Source organism: Methylobacterium sp. NMS14P, assembly GCF_028583545.1.
Lineage (GTDB): Bacteria > Pseudomonadota > Alphaproteobacteria > Rhizobiales > Beijerinckiaceae > Methylobacterium.
On the sequence record NZ_CP087107.1, the window covers coordinates 121,155 to 138,391 of the forward strand.

The 17,237-nt window shown below is 69.0% G+C and carries 23 protein-coding genes; 9 read left to right on the forward strand and 14 right to left on the reverse strand.

Annotated features, from left to right (window positions below; genetic code table 11):
- Positions 1–176: 176 nt before the first annotated feature.
- Positions 177–944, forward strand: coding sequence for a Crp/Fnr family transcriptional regulator (locus tag LOK46_RS30370; RefSeq protein ID WP_273565062.1), 768 nt, complete (start codon positions 177–179; stop codon positions 942–944).
- 427 nt (positions 945–1,371) lie between these two features.
- Here the strand turns inward: LOK46_RS30370 and LOK46_RS30375 are convergent, their stop codons facing one another.
- The 4 genes from LOK46_RS30375 to LOK46_RS30390 all read right to left on the reverse strand — a co-directional run bounded on the left by LOK46_RS30375 (position 1,372) and on the right by LOK46_RS30390 (position 6,187).
- A complete protein-coding gene (locus tag LOK46_RS30375) occupies positions 1,372–2,997 on the reverse strand; it encodes an ABC transporter permease (RefSeq protein WP_273565063.1) in 1,626 nt (541 codons plus the stop codon).
- A 16-nt stretch (positions 2,998–3,013) separates the two neighbouring features.
- Positions 3,014–4,039, reverse strand: coding sequence for an extracellular solute-binding protein (locus LOK46_RS30380; protein ID WP_273565064.1), 1,026 nt, complete (start codon positions 4,037–4,039; stop codon positions 3,014–3,016).
- A gap of 82 nt (positions 4,040–4,121) precedes the next feature.
- Entirely contained in the window at positions 4,122–5,171 is a 1,050-nt protein-coding gene (locus LOK46_RS30385) for an ABC transporter ATP-binding protein (protein ID WP_273565065.1), read from the reverse strand.
- Positions 5,172–5,953: 782 nt separating this feature from the next.
- A complete protein-coding gene (locus LOK46_RS30390) occupies positions 5,954–6,187 on the reverse strand; it encodes a hypothetical protein (protein ID WP_273565066.1) in 234 nt (77 codons plus the stop codon).
- A 238-nt stretch (positions 6,188–6,425) separates the two neighbouring features.
- Here LOK46_RS30390 and LOK46_RS30395 point away from each other — a divergent pair, with 238 nt between their 5' ends.
- Complete coding sequence (locus LOK46_RS30395) at positions 6,426–6,986, forward strand: PAS domain-containing protein (protein WP_273565067.1); 561 nt, start codon at positions 6,426–6,428, stop codon at positions 6,984–6,986.
- Positions 6,987–6,995: 9 nt separating this feature from the next.
- Here LOK46_RS30395 and LOK46_RS30400 read toward each other — a convergent pair whose 3' ends face one another.
- Positions 6,996–7,214, reverse strand: coding sequence for a hypothetical protein (locus LOK46_RS30400; RefSeq protein ID WP_273565068.1), 219 nt, complete (start codon positions 7,212–7,214; stop codon positions 6,996–6,998).
- A gap of 749 nt (positions 7,215–7,963) precedes the next feature.
- Between LOK46_RS30400 and LOK46_RS30405 the strand changes: the two genes are divergently transcribed.
- Positions 7,964–8,233, forward strand: coding sequence for a hypothetical protein (locus tag LOK46_RS30405; protein WP_273565069.1), 270 nt, complete (start codon positions 7,964–7,966; stop codon positions 8,231–8,233).
- Positions 8,234–8,778: 545 nt separating this feature from the next.
- Here the strand turns inward: LOK46_RS30405 and LOK46_RS30410 are convergent.
- Positions 8,779–9,045: a hypothetical protein gene (locus LOK46_RS30410; protein ID WP_273565070.1), complete on the reverse strand. Its 267-nt coding sequence runs from the start codon at positions 9,043–9,045 to the stop codon at positions 8,779–8,781.
- A gap of 812 nt (positions 9,046–9,857) precedes the next feature.
- Positions 9,858–10,241: a hypothetical protein gene (locus tag LOK46_RS30415; protein WP_273565071.1), complete on the reverse strand. Its 384-nt coding sequence runs from the start codon at positions 10,239–10,241 to the stop codon at positions 9,858–9,860.
- An 886-nt stretch (positions 10,242–11,127) separates the two neighbouring features.
- Between LOK46_RS30415 and LOK46_RS30420 the strand changes: the two genes are divergently transcribed.
- Positions 11,128–11,322, forward strand: a complete 195-nt coding sequence (locus tag LOK46_RS30420) for a hypothetical protein (protein WP_273565072.1) — start codon at positions 11,128–11,130, stop codon at positions 11,320–11,322.
- 198 nt (positions 11,323–11,520) lie between these two features.
- Complete coding sequence (locus LOK46_RS30425) at positions 11,521–11,916, forward strand: TIGR02300 family protein (RefSeq protein ID WP_273565073.1); 396 nt, start codon at positions 11,521–11,523, stop codon at positions 11,914–11,916.
- A gap of 51 nt (positions 11,917–11,967) precedes the next feature.
- On the opposite strand, the gene LOK46_RS30430 is transcribed toward LOK46_RS30425, so the two are convergent.
- From LOK46_RS30430 to LOK46_RS30440, 3 genes are all read right to left on the reverse strand, one after another.
- Positions 11,968–12,243: a hypothetical protein gene (locus tag LOK46_RS30430; protein ID WP_273565074.1), complete on the reverse strand. Its 276-nt coding sequence runs from the start codon at positions 12,241–12,243 to the stop codon at positions 11,968–11,970.
- 87 nt (positions 12,244–12,330) lie between these two features.
- Positions 12,331–12,591 carry a hypothetical protein gene (locus LOK46_RS30435; RefSeq protein WP_273565075.1) on the reverse strand — a complete coding sequence of 87 codons (261 nt, stop codon included), beginning with the start codon at positions 12,589–12,591 and terminating at the stop codon, positions 12,331–12,333.
- A 208-nt stretch (positions 12,592–12,799) separates the two neighbouring features.
- Positions 12,800–13,468, reverse strand: a complete 669-nt coding sequence (locus LOK46_RS30440; RefSeq protein WP_441011774.1) for a spermidine synthase — start codon at positions 13,466–13,468, stop codon at positions 12,800–12,802.
- Between the two features lie 159 nt (positions 13,469–13,627).
- Here LOK46_RS30440 and LOK46_RS30445 point away from each other — a divergent pair, with 159 nt between their 5' ends.
- Complete coding sequence (locus tag LOK46_RS30445; protein ID WP_273565077.1) at positions 13,628–13,879, forward strand: hypothetical protein; 252 nt, start codon at positions 13,628–13,630, stop codon at positions 13,877–13,879.
- Positions 13,880–13,916: 37 nt separating this feature from the next.
- On the opposite strand, the gene LOK46_RS30450 is transcribed toward LOK46_RS30445, so the two are convergent.
- Positions 13,917–14,126: a cold-shock protein gene (locus LOK46_RS30450; protein ID WP_273565078.1), complete on the reverse strand. Its 210-nt coding sequence runs from the start codon at positions 14,124–14,126 to the stop codon at positions 13,917–13,919.
- Positions 14,127–14,299: 173 nt separating this feature from the next.
- The gene (locus tag LOK46_RS30455; RefSeq protein ID WP_273565079.1) at positions 14,300–14,476 is read right to left on the reverse strand and encodes a hypothetical protein; all 177 of its coding nucleotides are present in this window, start codon (positions 14,474–14,476) and stop codon (positions 14,300–14,302) included.
- 155 nt (positions 14,477–14,631) lie between these two features.
- On the opposite strand from LOK46_RS30455, the gene LOK46_RS30460 reads away from it, so the two are divergent.
- On the forward strand, positions 14,632–14,925 hold the full coding sequence (locus tag LOK46_RS30460) for a hypothetical protein (protein WP_273565080.1): 294 nt from the start codon (positions 14,632–14,634) through the stop codon (positions 14,923–14,925).
- Between the two features lie 224 nt (positions 14,926–15,149).
- Here the strand turns inward: LOK46_RS30460 and LOK46_RS30465 are convergent, their stop codons facing one another.
- Positions 15,150–15,536 (reverse strand): hypothetical protein, encoded by a 387-nt coding sequence (locus tag LOK46_RS30465; RefSeq protein ID WP_273565081.1) that lies wholly within the window; start codon positions 15,534–15,536, stop codon positions 15,150–15,152.
- A gap of 329 nt (positions 15,537–15,865) precedes the next feature.
- Between LOK46_RS30465 and LOK46_RS30470 the strand changes: the two genes are divergently transcribed.
- Together LOK46_RS30470 and LOK46_RS30475 are read left to right on the forward strand one after the other, a co-directional pair.
- Positions 15,866–16,123 carry a hypothetical protein gene (locus tag LOK46_RS30470; RefSeq protein WP_273565082.1) on the forward strand — a complete coding sequence of 86 codons (258 nt, stop codon included), beginning with the start codon at positions 15,866–15,868 and terminating at the stop codon, positions 16,121–16,123.
- A gap of 92 nt (positions 16,124–16,215) precedes the next feature.
- A complete protein-coding gene (locus tag LOK46_RS30475; protein ID WP_273565083.1) occupies positions 16,216–16,854 on the forward strand; it encodes a hemerythrin domain-containing protein in 639 nt (212 codons plus the stop codon).
- Positions 16,855–16,916: 62 nt separating this feature from the next.
- Here the strand turns inward: LOK46_RS30475 and LOK46_RS30480 are convergent, their stop codons facing one another.
- Positions 16,917–17,117, reverse strand: a complete 201-nt coding sequence (locus LOK46_RS30480) for a hypothetical protein (protein ID WP_273565222.1) — start codon at positions 17,115–17,117, stop codon at positions 16,917–16,919.
- Between the last annotated feature and the right edge of the window lie 120 nt (positions 17,118–17,237).

The following is a 17,237-nucleotide window of genomic DNA, read 5'->3' on the forward strand; positions in this document are numbered from 1 at the left end:
GCGCCCGAGCGAGTTGGTTGCTGAAATCGCGGCGGCGAACCGATGCGAAAAATACATCTCCATTACCCGGCGGCGGGGAGACGGTATTCTCTGCTTGGGCCAATGTTTGGAATGGTTCGAAGTGATGCGGCGCGCATAGTAGATCGCTCCATCGCTCGATTCCGGATCGTCGGACCATGTCGCCCGCGCTCGCCCCCCTGCCGACCTCGCCGCGCGCGCCCGCGCCGCTGATCGTCAGCGCCCTGTTCCTGAGCGAGAGCATCGAGGGTCTGGACGAGGGCGCCGGCTTCCTCGACGCCCTTCCACCGGCCGACATCGCGCGCCTGCGGGCGGCCGGGCGCACGCTGTCCCTGAGACCCGGCCAGAGCGTCTTTCGCCAGGGCGAGCCGCATGGCGGCATCTTCCTGATCGAGACCGGGCGCGTGCGCGTGTTCTACACCGGTCCGTCGGGCCGGCAGATCACGCTGGCCTACTGGACGCCCGGGCACTTCATCGGCGGCCCGAGCCTGACCGGCGGCGGCGTGCACCAATGGTCGGGCGAGGCGATCGAGCCCTGCACGGTCCGCGTGCTCTCCGCCGCGACCCTGCGCCAGCTGATCCGCCAGATGCCGGATTTCGCCCTCTGCCTGATCGAGGCGCTGGAGGCCAAGGGGCGGTGCTACACCGCCATGGCGCAGATGCTGGGCACGCGCTCGGTGATCGAGCGTCTGGCACAGCTTCTTCTGAACCTCGGCGATCTCTACGGGCGCCAGGAAGCCGGCGCCCGCGTGATCGAGCGCCGGATCACCCACGACGAGATCGCCGCCCTCATCGGTTCGACGCGTCAGTGGGTGACCATGATGCTGAAGCGCTTCCAGGCGGACGGCATCGTCGTGGTCGACAAGGCATCGATCCGGATCCTACACCCCGAACGGTTGACGGAGATCGTTCAGGCGATCGCCTGACTTCGATCGGCGCCGGTGGGGCTGGAGCACGAACTCGCCTCTCGGCGATGGCCGACAGTATTGGAGACCTTCGCCGAGGGCGCTCCTCACCGAAGCGGGCACCGGTTCGGCGCATGGGAGCACGTTGCAACCAGGACCCGGCAGAGGGCTGCAGAAGTCCCGATTCGACGGCGGCGGCGACGGCCGTCGGTGGGACCCCGGCTGCCGTGCTGGGGGTGGCGTCGCCCGGTCGGGCGGCCGGTGATGCCGGCAGCCCGGGCGGCCCCACCGCCTTGTCGGCGGCCATCGCGAAGGTGAACGGTGCCTCGACCTTGGCCCGCGCGCGCCGTGCGCCCCTCGTCCCGCGCGTTGCCGGGACCGTCTCGCGAGCATGAGGCCGCGGATGGTCACCCTGGTCGAGCGCCGCCGATCCCCTGAGGACGACCTATCACCGTCGCCATATCGCGTTCTGGTCAATCCTCAGGAGCAGCGTGACTGGCACGAGACCGATCGATACGATGAGAACGGCGGCGACGGCGCCATCCTCGTAAGTGCCGCGTGCCGCCTCGCCGTAGAGATACGTGCTCAATGTCTCGACGTTGAGCGGGCGTAGGAGCAGCGTCACCGGCAATTCCTTGGCGATGTCGACGAAGGCCAGCAGCCCGCCGCTCAGCACCGCAGGCCACGCCAGGGGGATCTGCACGGTGGCGAGCGTGGCGAGCCGCCCGCGCCCCAGGACCCGGGCGGCGTCGGATATGGTGTGCGGGATCCGCGCTAGGCCGGCCTCGCTGGCGCCGACCGTCACGGTCAGGAAGCGCAGAGTGTAGGCGATGACCAGCGCGGCGCCCGTACCGAGCCCCACCGAGACGGTGGCGAGGCCCGCCTCGAACAACCCGGAATCGATCAGCGCCAGGGGGCCGAGCAACCCCACTGCCAGCACGGTGCCGGGCATGGCGTAGCCGAGCCCCGCCGCGCGGATCAGCGCGCGCCCGGCTCGGGCGCTCAACAGGAACGGCGCCGCCGCGACCAGCAGGCCGACCAGCACCGTCACCCCCGTCGCGAGGCTCGCGTAGAGGATGGTATTGCGGGTCTGGACCGCCAGCGTGTCGGGCCACCCGGCGCCCGCGATCCGCCGCCATGCCTCGAAGGCGAGGTAGCCCGCAGGCAGCAGGAAGCCGAGGACGACCGGCGCCGTGCCGAGGGCCACGGCGGTTCCGGCGCGCCAGCCGGAGAGCCCGCGCCGCGTGACCGCCGCGTTCCGGCGGGCGCTGCCGGCGTAGCCGCGCCCGCCCCGGGCCAGCCGCTCCAGGCCGACGAGGGCGACGACGCAGGTGAGCATCACCAGCGCGATCTGCGCCGCGCCGGGCAGATCGGAGCGGTTCACCCAGGTCGCGTAGACCTGTACGGTCAAGGTGCGCACGCCCAGGAACTCGGCAGCGCCGACATCGTTCAGCGCCTCCATCAGGGCGAGGCCGGTGCCGAGCGCCACCGCCGGGCGGGCAAGCGGCAGGGCGATCCGCAGGAAGCTGCGGTACGGCCCGGCGCCGAGCATCCGCGCGGCCTCCAGCAACGTGCCCGCCTGCATCAGGAAGAGCGCCCGCGTCGGCAGGTAGACGTAAGGATACAGGACGAAGCCGAGGAGCAGGATGCAGCCCGGCAGCGACCGCAGGTCCGGTAGGGGCAGGTCGCGGGGGCTCGGCAGGCCGAGCAGGCTCCGCAGCCCGCCCTGTAGCGGCCCGAGGGGATGCAGCAGGTCGAGATAGGCGTAGGCCACCACATAGGTCGGCATCGCCAGCGGCAGAAGCAGAGCGCCTTCCAGGACGCGGCGGCCGGGGAAGTCGAAGGCCGAGACCAGCCACGCGGTCCCGGTCCCGAGCCCGATCACCAGGAGGCCGACGCCCGCCAGCAGGAGGGCGGTGTCGCGGATCGCCTGCGGCAACACGTAGGCGGCCAGATGCGGCCAGAGTTCGCTGCCGCCACCTAGGGCCGCGAGCCCCAGGGAGATGACCGGCGAGAGCAGCAGCGCCGCCAGCGCCGTCGCGCCCGCCCAGCCGAGACCGCGCGCCGCCGCCATCCTCGTCCGCACGGGTTCAGTTGTCGAAACCGACCTTGTCGACGAGCAGGCTCGCCGCCTTGCGGCTGCGGGCGATCTCCAGCAGCGGCGTCCGATCGATGGTCAGGGTGCCGAGGCTCGCGAGCAGCGGGTCGATCGCGGCGCCGGCCTTCACGGGATACTCGTAGTCGGCGTTGGCGTAGACCGCCTGCGCCTCGTCGGAGACGAGGTATTCGAGGAACTTCACCGCTTCCTCGCGGTTGGGCGCCGCCTTGGCGACGACGGCGCCCGAGACGTTCACATGGGTGCCGCCGTCCTCGAAGGTCGGGAGCACGACCTTGATCGCCTGGCCCCATTTCTGCTGGTCCGGTCCGCCGCGCCCCGAGCGCATCAGCCCGACATAGTAGGAATTCCCGAGACCGACCTCGCAGAGGTCGGCGGCGATGTCCCGGGCCACGTCGCGGTCACCGCCCGCCGCCTTCCGCGCGAGATTGGCCTTCAGCCCGCGCAGCCACGCTTCGGTCTTCTCCGCGCCGTGGCGGACGAGGAAGGCCGAGATCAGCGCGGTGTTGTAGGGGTGCTGTCCCGAGCGTAGGCACACCTGTCCCTTCCACTGCGGATCGGCGAGGGACTCGTAGGTCGCGGCGGTGAGGCCCGAGAGGTTCTCGTCGGCATAGAGCACGCGGGCGCGCATCGAGAGGGCGAACCACCGGCCTCCGGCGTCGCGCAGGGGCGCGGGCACCGCCGCCTCCAGCGCGGGCGAGCGCACCGGCTGGGCGAGATCGCGGTCCACGAGTTCGATCAGGTTGCCGATATCGACCGTCATGAGGATGTCGGCGGAGGAGCGGGCGCCCTCGGCGGCGACGCGCTCGGCGAGGCCCTTCTCCACGAAAACCGTGTTCACCTTGACGCCGCTCTTGGCGGTGTAGGCTTCGAGCAGGGGGCGGATCAGGCCAGGTTCCCGCGTCGTGTAGAGGTTCACCTCCGCCGCGTGGGCAGTCGCGCCGAGGCCGAGCGAGAGAGCGAGGCCGGACCAGGCACACTTTCTGGAGAGAGGTGACACGGAAAAACCCCCTTCATCGAACGATGCATAGGGGTTATACATGGAAGCATTGCATCGCAAGAAAGTTTTGTTTTTAAATATTCTAATTCATCGAGGGATCGTCTTCGCGCGCTCCTCTCGCTGGGAAGATATGGACCTGCTCCGGCAGGAGGTGGATGCCGACTTCGTCTCCGGGAACGGCCGCCGGCGGGAGGTGGAGACGCAGCGGCGCGTCGAGACCGGCAACCGCGAGATCCAGGCGCAGGCGCGGTCCCGCGAAGGTGCGGCCGAGGACGGCGGCGCGCGCCCCGTCCCCCGCCGGTCCGGGCGGGGGCCCGAGGCGGATCGCTTCCGGGCGAAGGCACACCGTCACACCCCCGTCCGGCACGGCGCCGGGCCGGGGCAGGGGACCGAGCGGCGTCGCGATGCGGTCGCCCGCCGCCCAGCCCGGAATCTCGATGATCTCGCCGAGCGCCCTGGCGGCGAAAGGCGTCTCCGGCTTGCCGTAGATCGCCTCGGGCGTGCCGGATTGGACGATCCGGCCCCGGTGGATCAGGACGATGCGGTTCGCGAAGGCCACGGCCTCCGCAGCGTCGTGGGTCACGAGGAGCGCGCCGGTCCGGTCCCGGCGCAGGACGGCGAGGGTATCGGCGCGGACGTGATCGCGGGTGCCGGCATCGAGGTTCGAGAACGGCTCGTCGAGGAGCAGGACCCGCGGGCGCGGGGCCAGGGCGCGGGCGAGCGCCACCCGCTGCGCCTCGCCGCCCGACAGGGTGCCCGGATAGCTGTCGGCCCGGTGCGCCAAGCCCACCTGTTCGAGCCGCTCGCGGGCGACGCGCTCCGCCTCCGCGCCGCCGAGATCGGCGAGGCCGAAGCGAACATTGGCGAGCACGGTGAGATGGGGAAACAGCGCGTAGTCCTGGAACATGAGCCCGACGCCGCGGGTCGCGGGCGACTCGTTGCGACCGCGGCCGGCGACACGCCGGTCCCCGATGGTGATCTCGCCCGCATCCGGCGCGTCCAGGCCGGCGATGAGCCGCAGCAGCGTGCTCTTACCGCAGCCGGAGGCGCCGAGCACCGCCAGGATCTCGCCCGGCACGAGGGTCAGCGAGACGCGATCCAGCGCGAGCGTCCGGCCGAACCGCCGGCTCACGCCCGAGACCACCAGCCGCGAGGCGGCGGGACAAGAGGCAGTGGCGGGCGTCGGAACCCTGCGTCGTCGAAACAAGGATGGGCAATCCCGGAGGCGGGCCTTGCAGGAGAACGGCCGACACCGTCCTTCTCATCCAGCCGCGCTGATCGCGCGTGGCCCAGGCTGACGAGCTGCCTGTGACCATCTTCTCCGGACACCTTCTCCGAAGCGGATGAGTCCCTTCCGGCAGGCTCTGACGGCGTTCACGGGCCGCCGGGTGTCACAGGTCGAGCGGTTTCGCGAGTGTCTGCCTGGGGGCGGCGCGGGCCTCGGGGGGCGCGTTCCGTGACCGGAGCGGCGCCATCGGCCCCGGTTGCGAATGGCGGGTCCTGTGGTCTCGGAAGACGCGACAGGGCCCGCCACCTTCGAGGAACTTCGGCTACGGCTTGTTGGCTGGAGCCGGGTTTGTGGTCGTTGCCGGTGGCGCGGGGTTTGCCGGCGCCGTGCTCGCAGGAGGTGGAGGAGGCGCGGGGGCCTCGGCCTTCTTCTCGTCTTTGCAGGCCGTGAGCGTGAGCAACCCGACGAGCGGCAGCAGTGAGCGAATACGCATGAGTGTTCCTCCTGTTTGGCCAGTTCAGGCGATGAGGAACGTCACCCGGTCGCTGTTCGATCCAGCGCGCGGTGATCCCGGCCACAAACCTGATGCCCGTCCATCGCGGGTCTCGTCGCGGCGAGCCACGGCCATGGGTCGGGTCCGGCTGTCCGGTGAGACCAATCCAGAGCGATGTGCCTGATCGAACCGGTCAGAGCGGGCCGGCATGGATGCGGCCGAGCGTGGTGCAGTCCTGTTCGGCGGGCGCGCGGTCCAACACCGCAGCGAAGTCGATGTCGCTCGCACCCAGCCGGACGTCGTCGTGCGCGATCGATCCGACGAGGTACAGGCCTCGGAGAACCGGCGCCCGCTCTGCGTAGAGACGCCGCATGAAGTCCGTGACGACCGTGCCGACGGAGGCTGGGAGCGGTATCGACGTCCTCATGGCTGGCCTCCGAACCTGCGAGCGACGAAATCGATGCTTGCGATCGACCGGCGGGAGTGACGGCAGTGTCTGCAATCGCACGAGCAAGGGCAACGTCGGAGCGATCGTCGAGACGTCAGTCGCGGCTGTGACCTCATCCCGCTTCCGCGCGACCGCATGGGCGGGAACGGATGGAGATCGAAGCTCGTTGAACCCTCAGGTTGCGTTTCCTGAATCAGAACAACCGGGGAGATCGCCCGTGACGCCGTCCCTGCAATCTGCCTTGGCCGCCTCGGGCTATGTCGGCTTCTGGGAAACGAACCTCGCCACACAGATCGTCGCCATGACTGGGGCTCTGCCCAACCTGCTCGGCCTCGACGAGCAGCGTGCCGCGGCGGGCGTTCCAGTGTCCGCGTTCCTGGAAGGTGTTCATCCCGACGACCGCGAGCGGGTCGCACATCTCGTGCATGAGGCACACCGCACGGCGGGACGCTTCGAGGCCGAGTTCCATACCAACGATGGTCCTGGCGGTGTGCGTCGCGTCGCTGCGCGCGGTCGGGTCGAGGTCGACGCGTGCGGCCAGGGTCAACGCTGCCTCGGTGTCGTTCTGGATCTCGGGGACGGCGGCCACGACGACCTCACCGTCTCAGCCCAGCGGCTTCGAGCGATCGATCGGGTCGTCGACGCGTTGATTGCTGTCCGGCCGCTGGTTGCAGAAGTTGGTTCACCGCTTCTGCGTACGCTGATCGACGCGACCCTCCTGGAATTCGGTAGGCTTCTGGCCAGTCAAATGAAGCAGACTGAGCGCCAGCTAAATTGATAAATCTCCCTAAGCTCTGTCCTGACCAGCGGCGACAGAGCGGACGAAGTCGATACAGGAGCGGCGATCGTCGCGGTCCACGACGCGCTCGAAGGCGGTCAAGAGCTCGAGAGCGTCTTCGACCGCGCTGACGTTTGCGGGCTTGTCCCGGAAGATCGCAACGTCGTCCCCGAGCGCTGCAGCGATACGCTGCAGAATGCTGCTGCTTCTGGTTCGTTCTTCGGTCATCGCTGCGCTCCAGCCCCAGGTAAACGGTCGCAGGTACGCGACCGCTGGAGGAAGCGAAACGAACACCCGAACCTGCCTAAGGTATGTGGATGGACACCGCCCGGTATCCGGCGCCTGCAACCTATGCGGGCGCACAGTTGTAATAATGCGCCTGCAGGTGATCGGTTGCGGCACGCCGGGCATCGACAGCGAGCATGGCGCACCGACCCGCGACGGGCGCCGCGCGCGTGGCCATCACGATCTTCGCCACTGACGCGCGGCGTTCCTCAGCGTATGCCAGTCCGGAATAGCCGCCTCTCACCGGCCAGCCCTCGATCGAGGTTCCGGGGTGAGGATGGCGAGGGTGTCCCCATCACGCCGGCCGCGGGATGCCGCCGGGGGGCGCGCCGGCGCTCCTGAGAGGATCCGCCGATGAGGCGGGCGGGCTCATGCCGACCCGGGCCAGCCGCGCCGATCCCGTCGTCGCGCGCCGGACTCAGACAGTCATCGGCTCTCCGGCACCTGCGTTCCGACCGGTTCGCGGCTCGGCCCCCACACAGAACTCGTGGGCGACTTTCGCCTCGTCGGAACGGCCAACCACCGTCTGCCGAGTTCCGTGCGTCGCGGTTCGCGCGCGCTCCGTCGGGCTCCGCCGCATCAGCCACGGGCTGGAGCCGCCGACCTCCCATCTCCGAAGGGAGTAGGTTCTCGGGCGGGCGATCACCGGCAAGTGCGCTAGATCGGGGCCACCGGTATCGGTGGAGCTGCCTGTGTCCTCGCCACTCGAAAACATCCTGCTCGAAGAACTCCGCGACCTGACGGTACGGGTCGAGGTTTTGCAGTCGACGCTCGGTATGACCATCTCGTTGCTGGCCGACGAGCAGCGCGTCGCGATCATCAAGATGCTGGCTGACAACCTGAAGCTAGTAGGCAGCGAGGACCCTCGTGGTGTCGCCGGAGTTGCCGTGAAGGAACTGATCGATCTCGCGCTACTGCCACCGGAGGTGGTTCAGGGCCGACCCGCGAACAACCACCAATAACGGGTCACGCGCGACTCGGAGGTCAGCATTTCGGTCGCGGGGTTCGGCTCTGCGCGCCGCAACGGCACGGCATGTTCCGCGAACGCAGCGGCGCCGCCTCACGACCAGCAGACGGTGGAACCGGCGAGCGAGGTGGACGCGCGGGCATGGCCGTCTCGCGCCTGCCTTCGCGCGATTGAAGAGTTTGGGACCTCGGGTCGGCTCGCAGTCCACAGACAAGGTGCCGAGGCAGGATCGTGCACTGCGCGTGCGCGATCGGGCAGGACGCCGTGGCGGCTCTCACGATGGCGTCGACGCAAGCTGCTCAGTGGGTGGTCGCGGCGGCTTGCGCTGAGTGAAAAGCGGTCCTCGTCGTCATCGTCCGCGCGGAGGCGCTCCTCACGGCGGATCGCACCCCGCCGCCGAGAAGCGCATCGCCGGCCATCCGGTCGGGCCTAGGTACCGAAGAGCACCCCAGCCGAGCCCGCGACCGTCATCGCGAGGCCGCCCGCGAAGGCGCCGATCATCGCGTAGGAAAAGGCCTTGAGCATCGGATCGCCCCGAACTCAGCAGCGGTTGCCGCCCGCGGTCTGGCCATACTGCTTGACCGGAAAGTTCTGCTGGTTGGCATTGCCCTCGGCCGCCGAGCTCTGCGGGCAGGTCGTGGGGTTGCGGTCGTAGCGGCTGCCGAACGGGGCGCCGAACGAGCCCGTGGTTTCAACATCGTAGGGCGTGTAGCCCGTCCAGGCGGGACGGTCGTAGGACATCGCGGACGAGATCGGTGCTGCGGCAAGTGCGAGGGCAGCGACGGCAGCGGCGATACGGGTCTTCATGGGCTAATTCTTACTCCTTTACGCAGTACAGTCCGAGCTATTCGGTCCATTTTCTCTTGCGTGATACCGATATGGGGCTGGCTATCTCGTTGCGACGTGTCGCTGCGCACGCAGCGTCCGGGATTAAGCGGGACGGAGGCGCTGCTGTGGCCCTGCGTGAACGGGCTGCCTTTGCCGCCGGCATCGAGACCGCGCGGCAGATTGCGCTCGCAGGCTCCGATGATTGAACCAGACGAGTGCTTCAGGTCTTCCCTACGAGCCGACGCGATCTCTCTTCGCTGAGGCACGGAGGAGCTCTATGCGTATTCTAGTTCTTGCCGCGCTCGCAGGTGTAGGCCTCGGCGTGCTGGCCGTCCCCGCCTCGGCCGTGCCGGCCGGCCCCGTGACTGGCATCTCGTCGCCGTCCGACATGCTCACCACCGTTCGGATGCGGCGCCATCACGTGCGGCGCCACTCGATGTCGCGGATCCAGCGGCGGTATCCCGGCGCGAGCTTCGTCCGGAACAAGACTCCCGGCGCTCCGGGCGGCAGCAGCCGGGGCAATGGGGTCACCGGCAGCTACGCCGCGCCCAGCGGAAGGTAGGCTCGCACTCTCGCGTATCGCGGCCCGCTCCGGCAGCCGCGGCGGGCTTCCCCGTACTTCCCCGCACGATGTCTCCGCCACCGGACCCCTGCTCTGCGACAGCGTGCAGGACCGTGGCGGAGGATGGCGAAGGCGGAATGAACATCAGCTCCCGGCCATCTCACCGGGATCTGATGTGCGCCGAGACCCGACGATCGCGCGGGCGAAGGGCGGCCGATGCGTCGGCCTCTCAGTGAGCCAGTCTCGCGGGGAGCACCGTCGGCGCCGTGCGGGACGCATTCGACGCTGCGAACGAGGCAACGAAGCCAGCTAGCGACCGCACATCGTCCGGTTGCCGCGGATCTCGAGCAACCGCGGCGGCCTCGCGTTCCAGCCGAAGGTTGCAGGCCTTTGTCGGGAGGCCGACATCTGGCGTGCAGGCGTCGTGGCGGGCGCAAGCCGCGTCCAGGGCGTCGATAGGCGGCAGAGGGGCGTTGTTGCCGGGGCCGCAGTAGTTGCCGTGAATGAGAAATTTCGGCCCGCCATTGGCGGCCGGCTGTGCCCAGGACGGAGCGGCCCACGCGGCGGCGAGGAAGGCGGGGGCGGCGAGGCTGATGACGGTGCGAGTCAACATGGTGGAGACCCTCCAGCACCTCGCCGCATAGTCCCATCGGCGATGACGGTGCGAGACTTGGTTAAGCACCGCACATGACTTCGCGACGTGCTCCAGAACACTACCCCTATTTGGATGACGCTCGGCCCGCGGGGCGGACAGCGGGGTCGCCGAGTCGCCGCGTCCGCGGCATCGTGCGGAACCACGGGTGTCCGAGGCGAAGGCGGGCAGGGAATGCGGAACAGTGTCCGCGCCCGTCCGGTTGGCCTGAAGCGACTGCCGCAGGCTCGCGGCTGTGGCCAGGAGATAGCCCTTGTTCAAAGTACCCGCACTGACGGCTGGGTTGTTCGCAGCCAGCATGTTTCTCGCCCCCGCCCCGGCATCTGCGGCTCAGATCGGCATCGGAGCCGTTCCGGAGGCCGGTTCCACGGTGCAGGAAGTCCAGTATGGCTACGGCGGCCCGCGCTTCGGTTACGGTCGCCGGGGCTACGGTGGCCCGCACTTCCGTGGGCGCGGCTACGGCTATGGGCGAGGCTATGGTCGTGGCTACGGCCGCGGATACGGGCACGGCCATGGTTATGGATACGGGCGCCGCGGCGGCTTCTGATACGCCCCGCTGAGCTGATCCTAGCAAGCCCGCCCGGTCCTCCGGCGCGGGCTTCTTCGTGCGATGCTGCGCGTTACCGCCCGCGCAGGAAGAAGAACCAGATCAGGATCAGGACAGGGATCGGCACCCCCAAGAGCCACAGCAGGCTACCAGTCAGCATGTCTCTACTCCAGGAACTGTCCGGGCAACCCCATGGCTCGCCTGCCTGTTCCTGCGGGCGGTCCTGTAACCGAGGCCGATCAACGTCTCATTAACCATCCGCGCGCAGACCTCCGGGCCGGCCGAGCCCGAAGGACGCCGATGCCCCAGACTCACCCGTTCGTTGCCCAAGCTATCGTGGCCGAGACCGAAGCGATGAAGGCGGCGATCCTGGCCGAGAAGATGCGGGCCATGGAAGCCACAGGTGCCGCCAGGGCCTTCGCCGAGTTGGCTGCTGCCCAGAGGGCGCGGGCAGCATGGGCCCGGGCTCAGATCGCGCCCCGGCGTTCGGCCTGACGAGACCGCCCGGTCCGCGCCGCGAAGTGGGCGTGGGCGGCGTCCGGCGACCGTTCAGCCTCGACGGAACACAGCCGCACGCTCGAGAGGCGCCTCGGATCGGTGTGAAGATGCCGGGCAGCGGGCCGCTGACTGTGGTAGACGTCACCGCATGCACGCTGGCGATCCAGCGTCTGATGGCCCTCAGGGAGAGTTGCAGTGGCGCGTCCGGACCTCGGTACGAAGCGTATATGCCCGACGACGGGTAAAAAGTTCTACGACCTCGGCAAGAACCCTGTGATCTCGCCCTATTCAGGCGAGGTCGTGCCGATCGCTGCGGCGACATCGTACTCCAGGGGCAGCGCTCCCGTCGTTGCGCGCAAAGAGGCGCCGAGCGACGAAGAGGATGAGACGGAGGGCCCCGAACTCGTGTCGCTGGACGAGGTCGAGGCTGAAGAGGCCGACAAAGACACGGACAGCAATGCTGAGGACGAAGACGCGCTCGACATCGAGGACGATGGTGAGCAAGTCGACGACGATAATCTTGTCGTCGATGAGGACGATGAAGATACGAGCGATCTCGTCGAGGTCAACGATGACGACGACGATCAATAGCCGCGCTTCCGCCACCGGACATCTGGTGGGCGGTCAATCGTCGGTGCGCTCTTAGTCGCTGCTTGATCGGGTGGTGGGGCGGCTCATGAGTAGGGCCGCCCTGACTGCCATGCGGCGCGATGGCTCGTCGGCCTCGGTGTCGACCACGATCGCGGGCGCGGAGGGGTGGGCCGCGACAGCCGCCGCGAGATCGAGCACGTGGTCCGGACCGATCGAGTGGTCCTGGGTGGTCGGTTCGGCCAGATAGGCGTCGACGGCGGCGCCGACATCTTCGATGGCGATACGCTCGGCGGTCACCAGATCCCAGAGCGTGGCCTCAGCGGACATCCGCGGCGTATCGCACCTCTCGCGCAACCATGCAACAATGTAACAAGGCCTCGCTCGCGTCGCCGGCAGGCCGGCGCGTCTGCGGGCTCAGGGCCCGTCGCATAGCGGGCCGATGCAAGCTGCGACCGGGTGGTCGGCCGGCGCGAGGTGATCCAGAAGCCGATCCCCTGACCACAGCTCGGCCAGCAACCCTTCGGCCAGCCTGTCGGCCTGATGCCTCGCCTCCGTGTCGTCGCGGGCCCGGATGAGGACCGTGCCGCGGTCGCTGCCGTCCGCGGCGAACCGGTGCAGCCGGTAGGCCGTGACGGGTCCTCGGCGCTTCCCGGGGAAATCGATGAGGTCGGCCATCGCGTGCTCACGGCTCCGCAGGCGGGGGCACGCGTCCCTCAGCCGCCGGAGCCTGAAATCGAGCCCATCCGGCGATGCCTGCAGTGTGAGATGGCGGGGACGCGAAGGATAGGGTGCGAAAGACGCACTCTCGCTGCCGAGGCAATGCCGTCAGCGCAGCAGCGCGCTCGATTCCATGTATGCGATTCCATGTAGGGAGGCGGGAGGGTCAGGCTGCTGGGCCGCCGGAGGTCGCGATCCATACCACGTGCCGCGGGCCGCTCTGCCCGTTAGCGTGGGGGCGAACCTCCTCGACGACGAAACCCGAGCGCTGGAGGCGCGCCTTGAACTTGCGGTCGGGCGTCGCCGACCAGACGCCGAGCACGCCGCCCGGTCGCAGCGCCCGCCGCGCCAACTCCAATCCGTGGCTGCTATAGAGGCGATCGTTCTCCGGGCGCACAAACCCTTCCGGACCGTTGTCGACATCGAGCAGGATCGCGTCCCAGGCGGCCGGGCCGGACTGGATGAGGTGGTCGACATCGGCCTCGCGCAGGTCGACGCGCGCGTCGTCAAGGCAGCCGGCGAAGACGCCCGCGAGCGGTCCGCGCGCCCAAGCCGCCACCGTCGGCACCAACTCGGCAACCGTGACGCTCGCCTCGGGCCCGAGGTTGCGCAGGGCCGCCCGCAGGGTGAACCCCATCCCGAGACCGCCGACCAGCACGCGCGCTGCACCCCGGCCGCGCACCCGGCCGCAGGCGAGGATCGCCAGCGCCTCTTCGGAGGCCCCGCGGGTGCTGTTCATCAACTCGATCGTGTCGGCGACGATCGAGAACTCGTGGCCCCGCTGCATCAGGTGCAACGGTGTCCCGCCGGGAACGATGCCGGTGTCGATATGCATCCAAGATGTCACAGGCGTCCCTCTGTGGGCCGGCTCCTTGGATATTCCGGCGCACGGGAAGGATGGGTTATGAGACGCGCTCCTGACCGCGCGCCGCGCTCGCGATAAGCGCGGGTCGCGACGGCATTCGCCTCGTCCGAGAAGCCGGTATCATTCCTCATGGCCAAGCGTACCAAGTCTCTGCCGAAGGTGCAGGGGTTCGTGCTGTTCGACGTCACCTACGCCGACGGCAGCCGCGCCTCGAACCGACGCGTGCCGGCCGAGATCCTGGGGGGGCTCGACGGCGATGAGCCGGCGCGCGCTCTCATCAGCGAGCAGGAAGAGGAGATTGCCCGCAAGTCGGGGAGGCCGAAGCGCGAGATCGAGCGCCTGACGCGGTCTCCGGCTCCGAGCGCAAAGCCCGATATGTGACGAGCGGCCCCAAGGCAGGCCACTCGTCGCGCGGTGATCAGTCCGCCTTCAGGTTGGCGGCGCTCTCCTTGCCGCTGCGGCGGTCCGCCTCGACGTCATAGGAGATCTTCTGACCCTCGTTGAGGGAGCGAAGGCCCGCACGCTCGACGGCCGAGATGTGAACGAACACGTCTTTGCCGCCATCGTCGGGCTGGATGAAACCGTAGCCCTTGGTCTCGTTGAACCACTTCACGGTGCCTGTAGCCATGGCTGTATCCTGGTCGTCACCGGCTCGCCAACGTGGCGGGCCGTGACGCCTGAACGGGCCGCCGCGGCCCCCTGTTCCCGAGACACCCGCGATCAGGGGCCGCAGTTCTGATCCCGGTGACGTTCGCCGGTGCCGAGCCACTCCAGCGCGGCGGCCTGCGATTTGAAGGTGTGTCACTGTGATGTGAACGGCGCCGGCCGCTCTGCCTGTGGCACCTCATCGAGCAACTCGATCTGCCACGTGTCGCTCGGTCCGGTGCGCGAGACGACCCGGACCAGCGCTGCGATCACGACGCCATCCAGCAGCACGTCGTAGCTGCCGGGCGCGAGTTGCTCGACGGTGTAGGTCATGGGCTTCACGCACGCTCTTCGACCTGGAAACCCGCGGGGCGGGCCTGAGGGTGCCGCTGCCGGCGACCCGCTTCACCCCCGGTCCGCTTAGCCAGCGTTGCATCGTGCCTTCGGTCAAGCTTAGGACCGGGCTTCCGCGTGAGGAGGAGGCCCAGTTGAAAGAGCTCGAACAGGGTAGCGAGGAGGCGATCTACGTCTCGGCCATGGTCGGCGAGATGATGCAGCGCGTTCTCGCGGACGCTCTGGCAGATCCCGCGAGGACGCGCGGTGCCGCCTACCTCGACATGTTCGTGGAGCGCGAATTGGCCCGCTACGCCGACCTGTTTCGCGAGCGGCCGGACGACACACCCGAAACGTCCAGCATGCTGCGCGCTTGGTTCGCTGTGGAAGGGAGCGCGGCGTTGCGGGCCGTGGTGGAGCGCGCGTCCGCCGAGGCGCGGCGCGACTGATGGGGTGAGCGTCCTCGGTGCGGTGGCCGGATCGCCACCACCGCCGGCGGGCTGACGATCCACTCCGGTGCCGTCGTCCGGCGCGCCGGGCCCGGCCGCGGAAGCGGGGCGCTCGCCGCGTGCACGAGGTCGGGGCCGAAGCGAACGGGCACGATCAGGACGACGAGGGCTGTGCGCGTCCGGGCGCGGCGATCGGGGCCGCGGAGCACCCGCTTCGTCAGGCATCAGCGGCCCTTCTTCGCGAACTCCCAGACCGGAATGCCCCAGACCTGGCCCTGCTTGGTCCGATAGGCCGAGCCGCGCTCGAACACCACGCGGCTCGGCTCGACAGCCTGGGCCCGATTGCCGGTGATCATCATCACCCCGCAGACCTCGATCCGCAGTGTCCCGTGCTCGGGGTGTAGCGCGAACAGCTCGGCCGCCGTCCAGCCGAGCGCGTGCGCCTCGGCGCCGAGCCGGTCGCAGAAGTCGATGGCGGCCTCACGCATCGGCGCCCAGCGCGCCGGGACGAGATAGCGGCAGGGCGAAGCGTGCGGAGACAGGTCCTCGATCGCGCTGCGCCACAGGGCGGCGGCGTCGGGAAGCATGGTGGGTGCGAAACTGGAAGCCATCCCACGGGCTACGGCAAGCGTGACCGTTGGGCCATGCGGCCAGAAGCGGGGTTGCCTTGCGAGGGGGAGGGCGGTCCCGCACCCGTTCCCGGGTGCTCCGACAAGTCAGGCCCGCCCTCCATCCGGTCGCGGGATGGTCAGAAGCCTCTGCCGCTCCGTTCGGACACGGATACGCCTGCGGGCAGCAGCGCCCCGCAGTCGGACGTACGCTCGCCCGGGAGGAAGTACGGGAACGGCGTCGGCGGATGAGCTGAGCGCCGGCATTCTGTCGCGCCGGTTCGCCCGATCGCGGGCTGGCGCGATCCGTCTCGCCGTGGCACCTCATAGGCATGGCGACGCTTGACGATCAGACCTGTGAGGCGAAAATCGAGGGTGTCTGGCGTCAGATCAGCGTCGCTGAGGCCAAGAGCGCCCACGTGATGGCGCCGAAGCGCTGCCCGTCCTGTCACGGCGCCCTGGTGCTCTCGGGATCGTACGCCGGGAACGGCAATCGGAAGTTCAGCCATCGCAGGGTGCATACCGGCTGCCCGCAGGACCCGAAGCGGTACTCCGGTACGCCGTCGCCGCATCCTCAGGCACTCATCTGAGCGGTGGCTCGGGTCGGCACGACCGCGATCAGGAACGCTCAGCGGGCGCACGGTGTTCAGAGCTGGTAGTTTCACCGGCAAGGAAGACGTGCATGGACGTTTGGCAACTCATTGAGCGCGACCACGAGAACATCGGTGGCCTGATCCGTGAGATTCCATACGCTCTCAACGATCCCAGAGCGGTCGGCAGCCGCGAGCGAATGCTGGCTGACCTCATGGACGAGCTTGATCTGCACGCGATCGGCCTCGGTGCGAGCTTGTATGGCCCGCTGAGCCGGGAGGCCCGGACACGCCCGCTGATCGAGGACTTGAACCGCGGCCACGCGGAGTTCAGGCGACAGCTCCAGCAGCTCGCCCGTCGCCGCAAGGCGGCCTCGGCTGGCTGGCTCGACACCTTCGAAGATGTCACGTTCCTCGTAGATCAGCACCTGCACCGTCACGTGCATGAACTGATCCCCGCAGCGCAGATGCTCCTCGCGCCCGAGGAGGTTGCCGCGGCCACACGGGCGTTCGTGCGGGCCAAGACGAGCGCCCTTCAGTCTCGGCGGCGCGGCACCGTGGCGGGGGGCATGTCGAGCGAGTTCGCCCTCGTCGCGACGCTCGCCGGCGTGGCGGCCGGTCTCGGCTACTTGGTCTGGAACGGCGGACGCTTTGGCCGGTCGCGATCGGGCCGGACAGCCGAGGCCGGAGAGCGCGTTGCCCAGCAGGCGGTCCGCCCTATCCCGCGGTAACGCGGTCAGCCCCGCCACCCTCAGACGACCTGGATGTGGCTCACCGTCCATCGCGTGCAGAATCAGGCATGCTCGGCGATATCCCCGTCCACGTCGATCTCGGGAGCGGTCTCCACGGTCTCGCCGCGCATGGCTGCAAGCAGCTCCGGATCGCCCCAACGGTCGCGGAGGACCGGGAAGGCCCCATGCCCGGTGGCGTCGAAGGCGAGGCGCTGGCCCGTCGACCTGACCGGCTGGCCCTGGACCGGGCTGATCAGGTTCACGAAGGGCTTCCGGTATAACGCGCGCCACGTCGGATGCGCGTTGCCCGACGCGGTGACGGACGCCAGCGATGATCGGAAGATCGCGCCGCTGCCCCCGGCGGAGGCCGGTGTTCGAGCTTC

Bases quoted from the DNA above. Each gene is read 5' to 3' on its own strand.
- LOK46_RS30415 (WP_273565071.1), bottom strand. From the start codon at position 10,241: ATGTTGACTCGCACCGTCATCAGCCTCGCCGCCCCCGCCTTCCTCGCC.
- LOK46_RS30445 (WP_273565077.1), top strand. From the start codon at position 13,628: ATGGCCAAGCGTACCAAGTCTCTGCCGAAGGTGCAGGGGTTCGTGCTG.
- LOK46_RS30440 (WP_441011774.1), bottom strand. From the start codon at position 13,468: ATGCATATCGACACCGGCATCGTTCCCGGCGGGACACCGTTGCACCTG.
- LOK46_RS30410 (WP_273565070.1), bottom strand. From the start codon at position 9,045: ATGAAGACCCGTATCGCCGCTGCCGTCGCTGCCCTCGCACTTGCCGCA.
- LOK46_RS30420 (WP_273565072.1), top strand. From the start codon at position 11,128: ATGCCCCAGACTCACCCGTTCGTTGCCCAAGCTATCGTGGCCGAGACC.
- LOK46_RS30390 (WP_273565066.1), bottom strand. From the start codon at position 6,187: ATGAGGACGTCGATACCGCTCCCAGCCTCCGTCGGCACGGTCGTCACG.
- LOK46_RS30430 (WP_273565074.1), bottom strand. From the start codon at position 12,243: ATGTCCGCTGAGGCCACGCTCTGGGATCTGGTGACCGCCGAGCGTATC.
- LOK46_RS30465 (WP_273565081.1), bottom strand. From the start codon at position 15,536: ATGGCTTCCAGTTTCGCACCCACCATGCTTCCCGACGCCGCCGCCCTG.
- LOK46_RS30475 (WP_273565083.1), top strand. From the start codon at position 16,216: ATGGACGTTTGGCAACTCATTGAGCGCGACCACGAGAACATCGGTGGC.
- LOK46_RS30470 (WP_273565082.1), top strand. From the start codon at position 15,866: ATGGCGACGCTTGACGATCAGACCTGTGAGGCGAAAATCGAGGGTGTC.
- LOK46_RS30375 (WP_273565063.1), bottom strand. From the start codon at position 2,997: ATGGCGGCGGCGCGCGGTCTCGGCTGGGCGGGCGCGACGGCGCTGGCG.
- LOK46_RS30450 (WP_273565078.1), bottom strand. From the start codon at position 14,126: ATGGCTACAGGCACCGTGAAGTGGTTCAACGAGACCAAGGGCTACGGT.
- LOK46_RS30400 (WP_273565068.1), bottom strand. From the start codon at position 7,214: ATGACCGAAGAACGAACCAGAAGCAGCAGCATTCTGCAGCGTATCGCT.
- LOK46_RS30455 (WP_273565079.1), bottom strand. From the start codon at position 14,476: ATGACCTACACCGTCGAGCAACTCGCGCCCGGCAGCTACGACGTGCTG.
- LOK46_RS30370 (WP_273565062.1), top strand. From the start codon at position 177: ATGTCGCCCGCGCTCGCCCCCCTGCCGACCTCGCCGCGCGCGCCCGCG.
- LOK46_RS30435 (WP_273565075.1), bottom strand. From the start codon at position 12,591: ATGGCCGACCTCATCGATTTCCCCGGGAAGCGCCGAGGACCCGTCACG.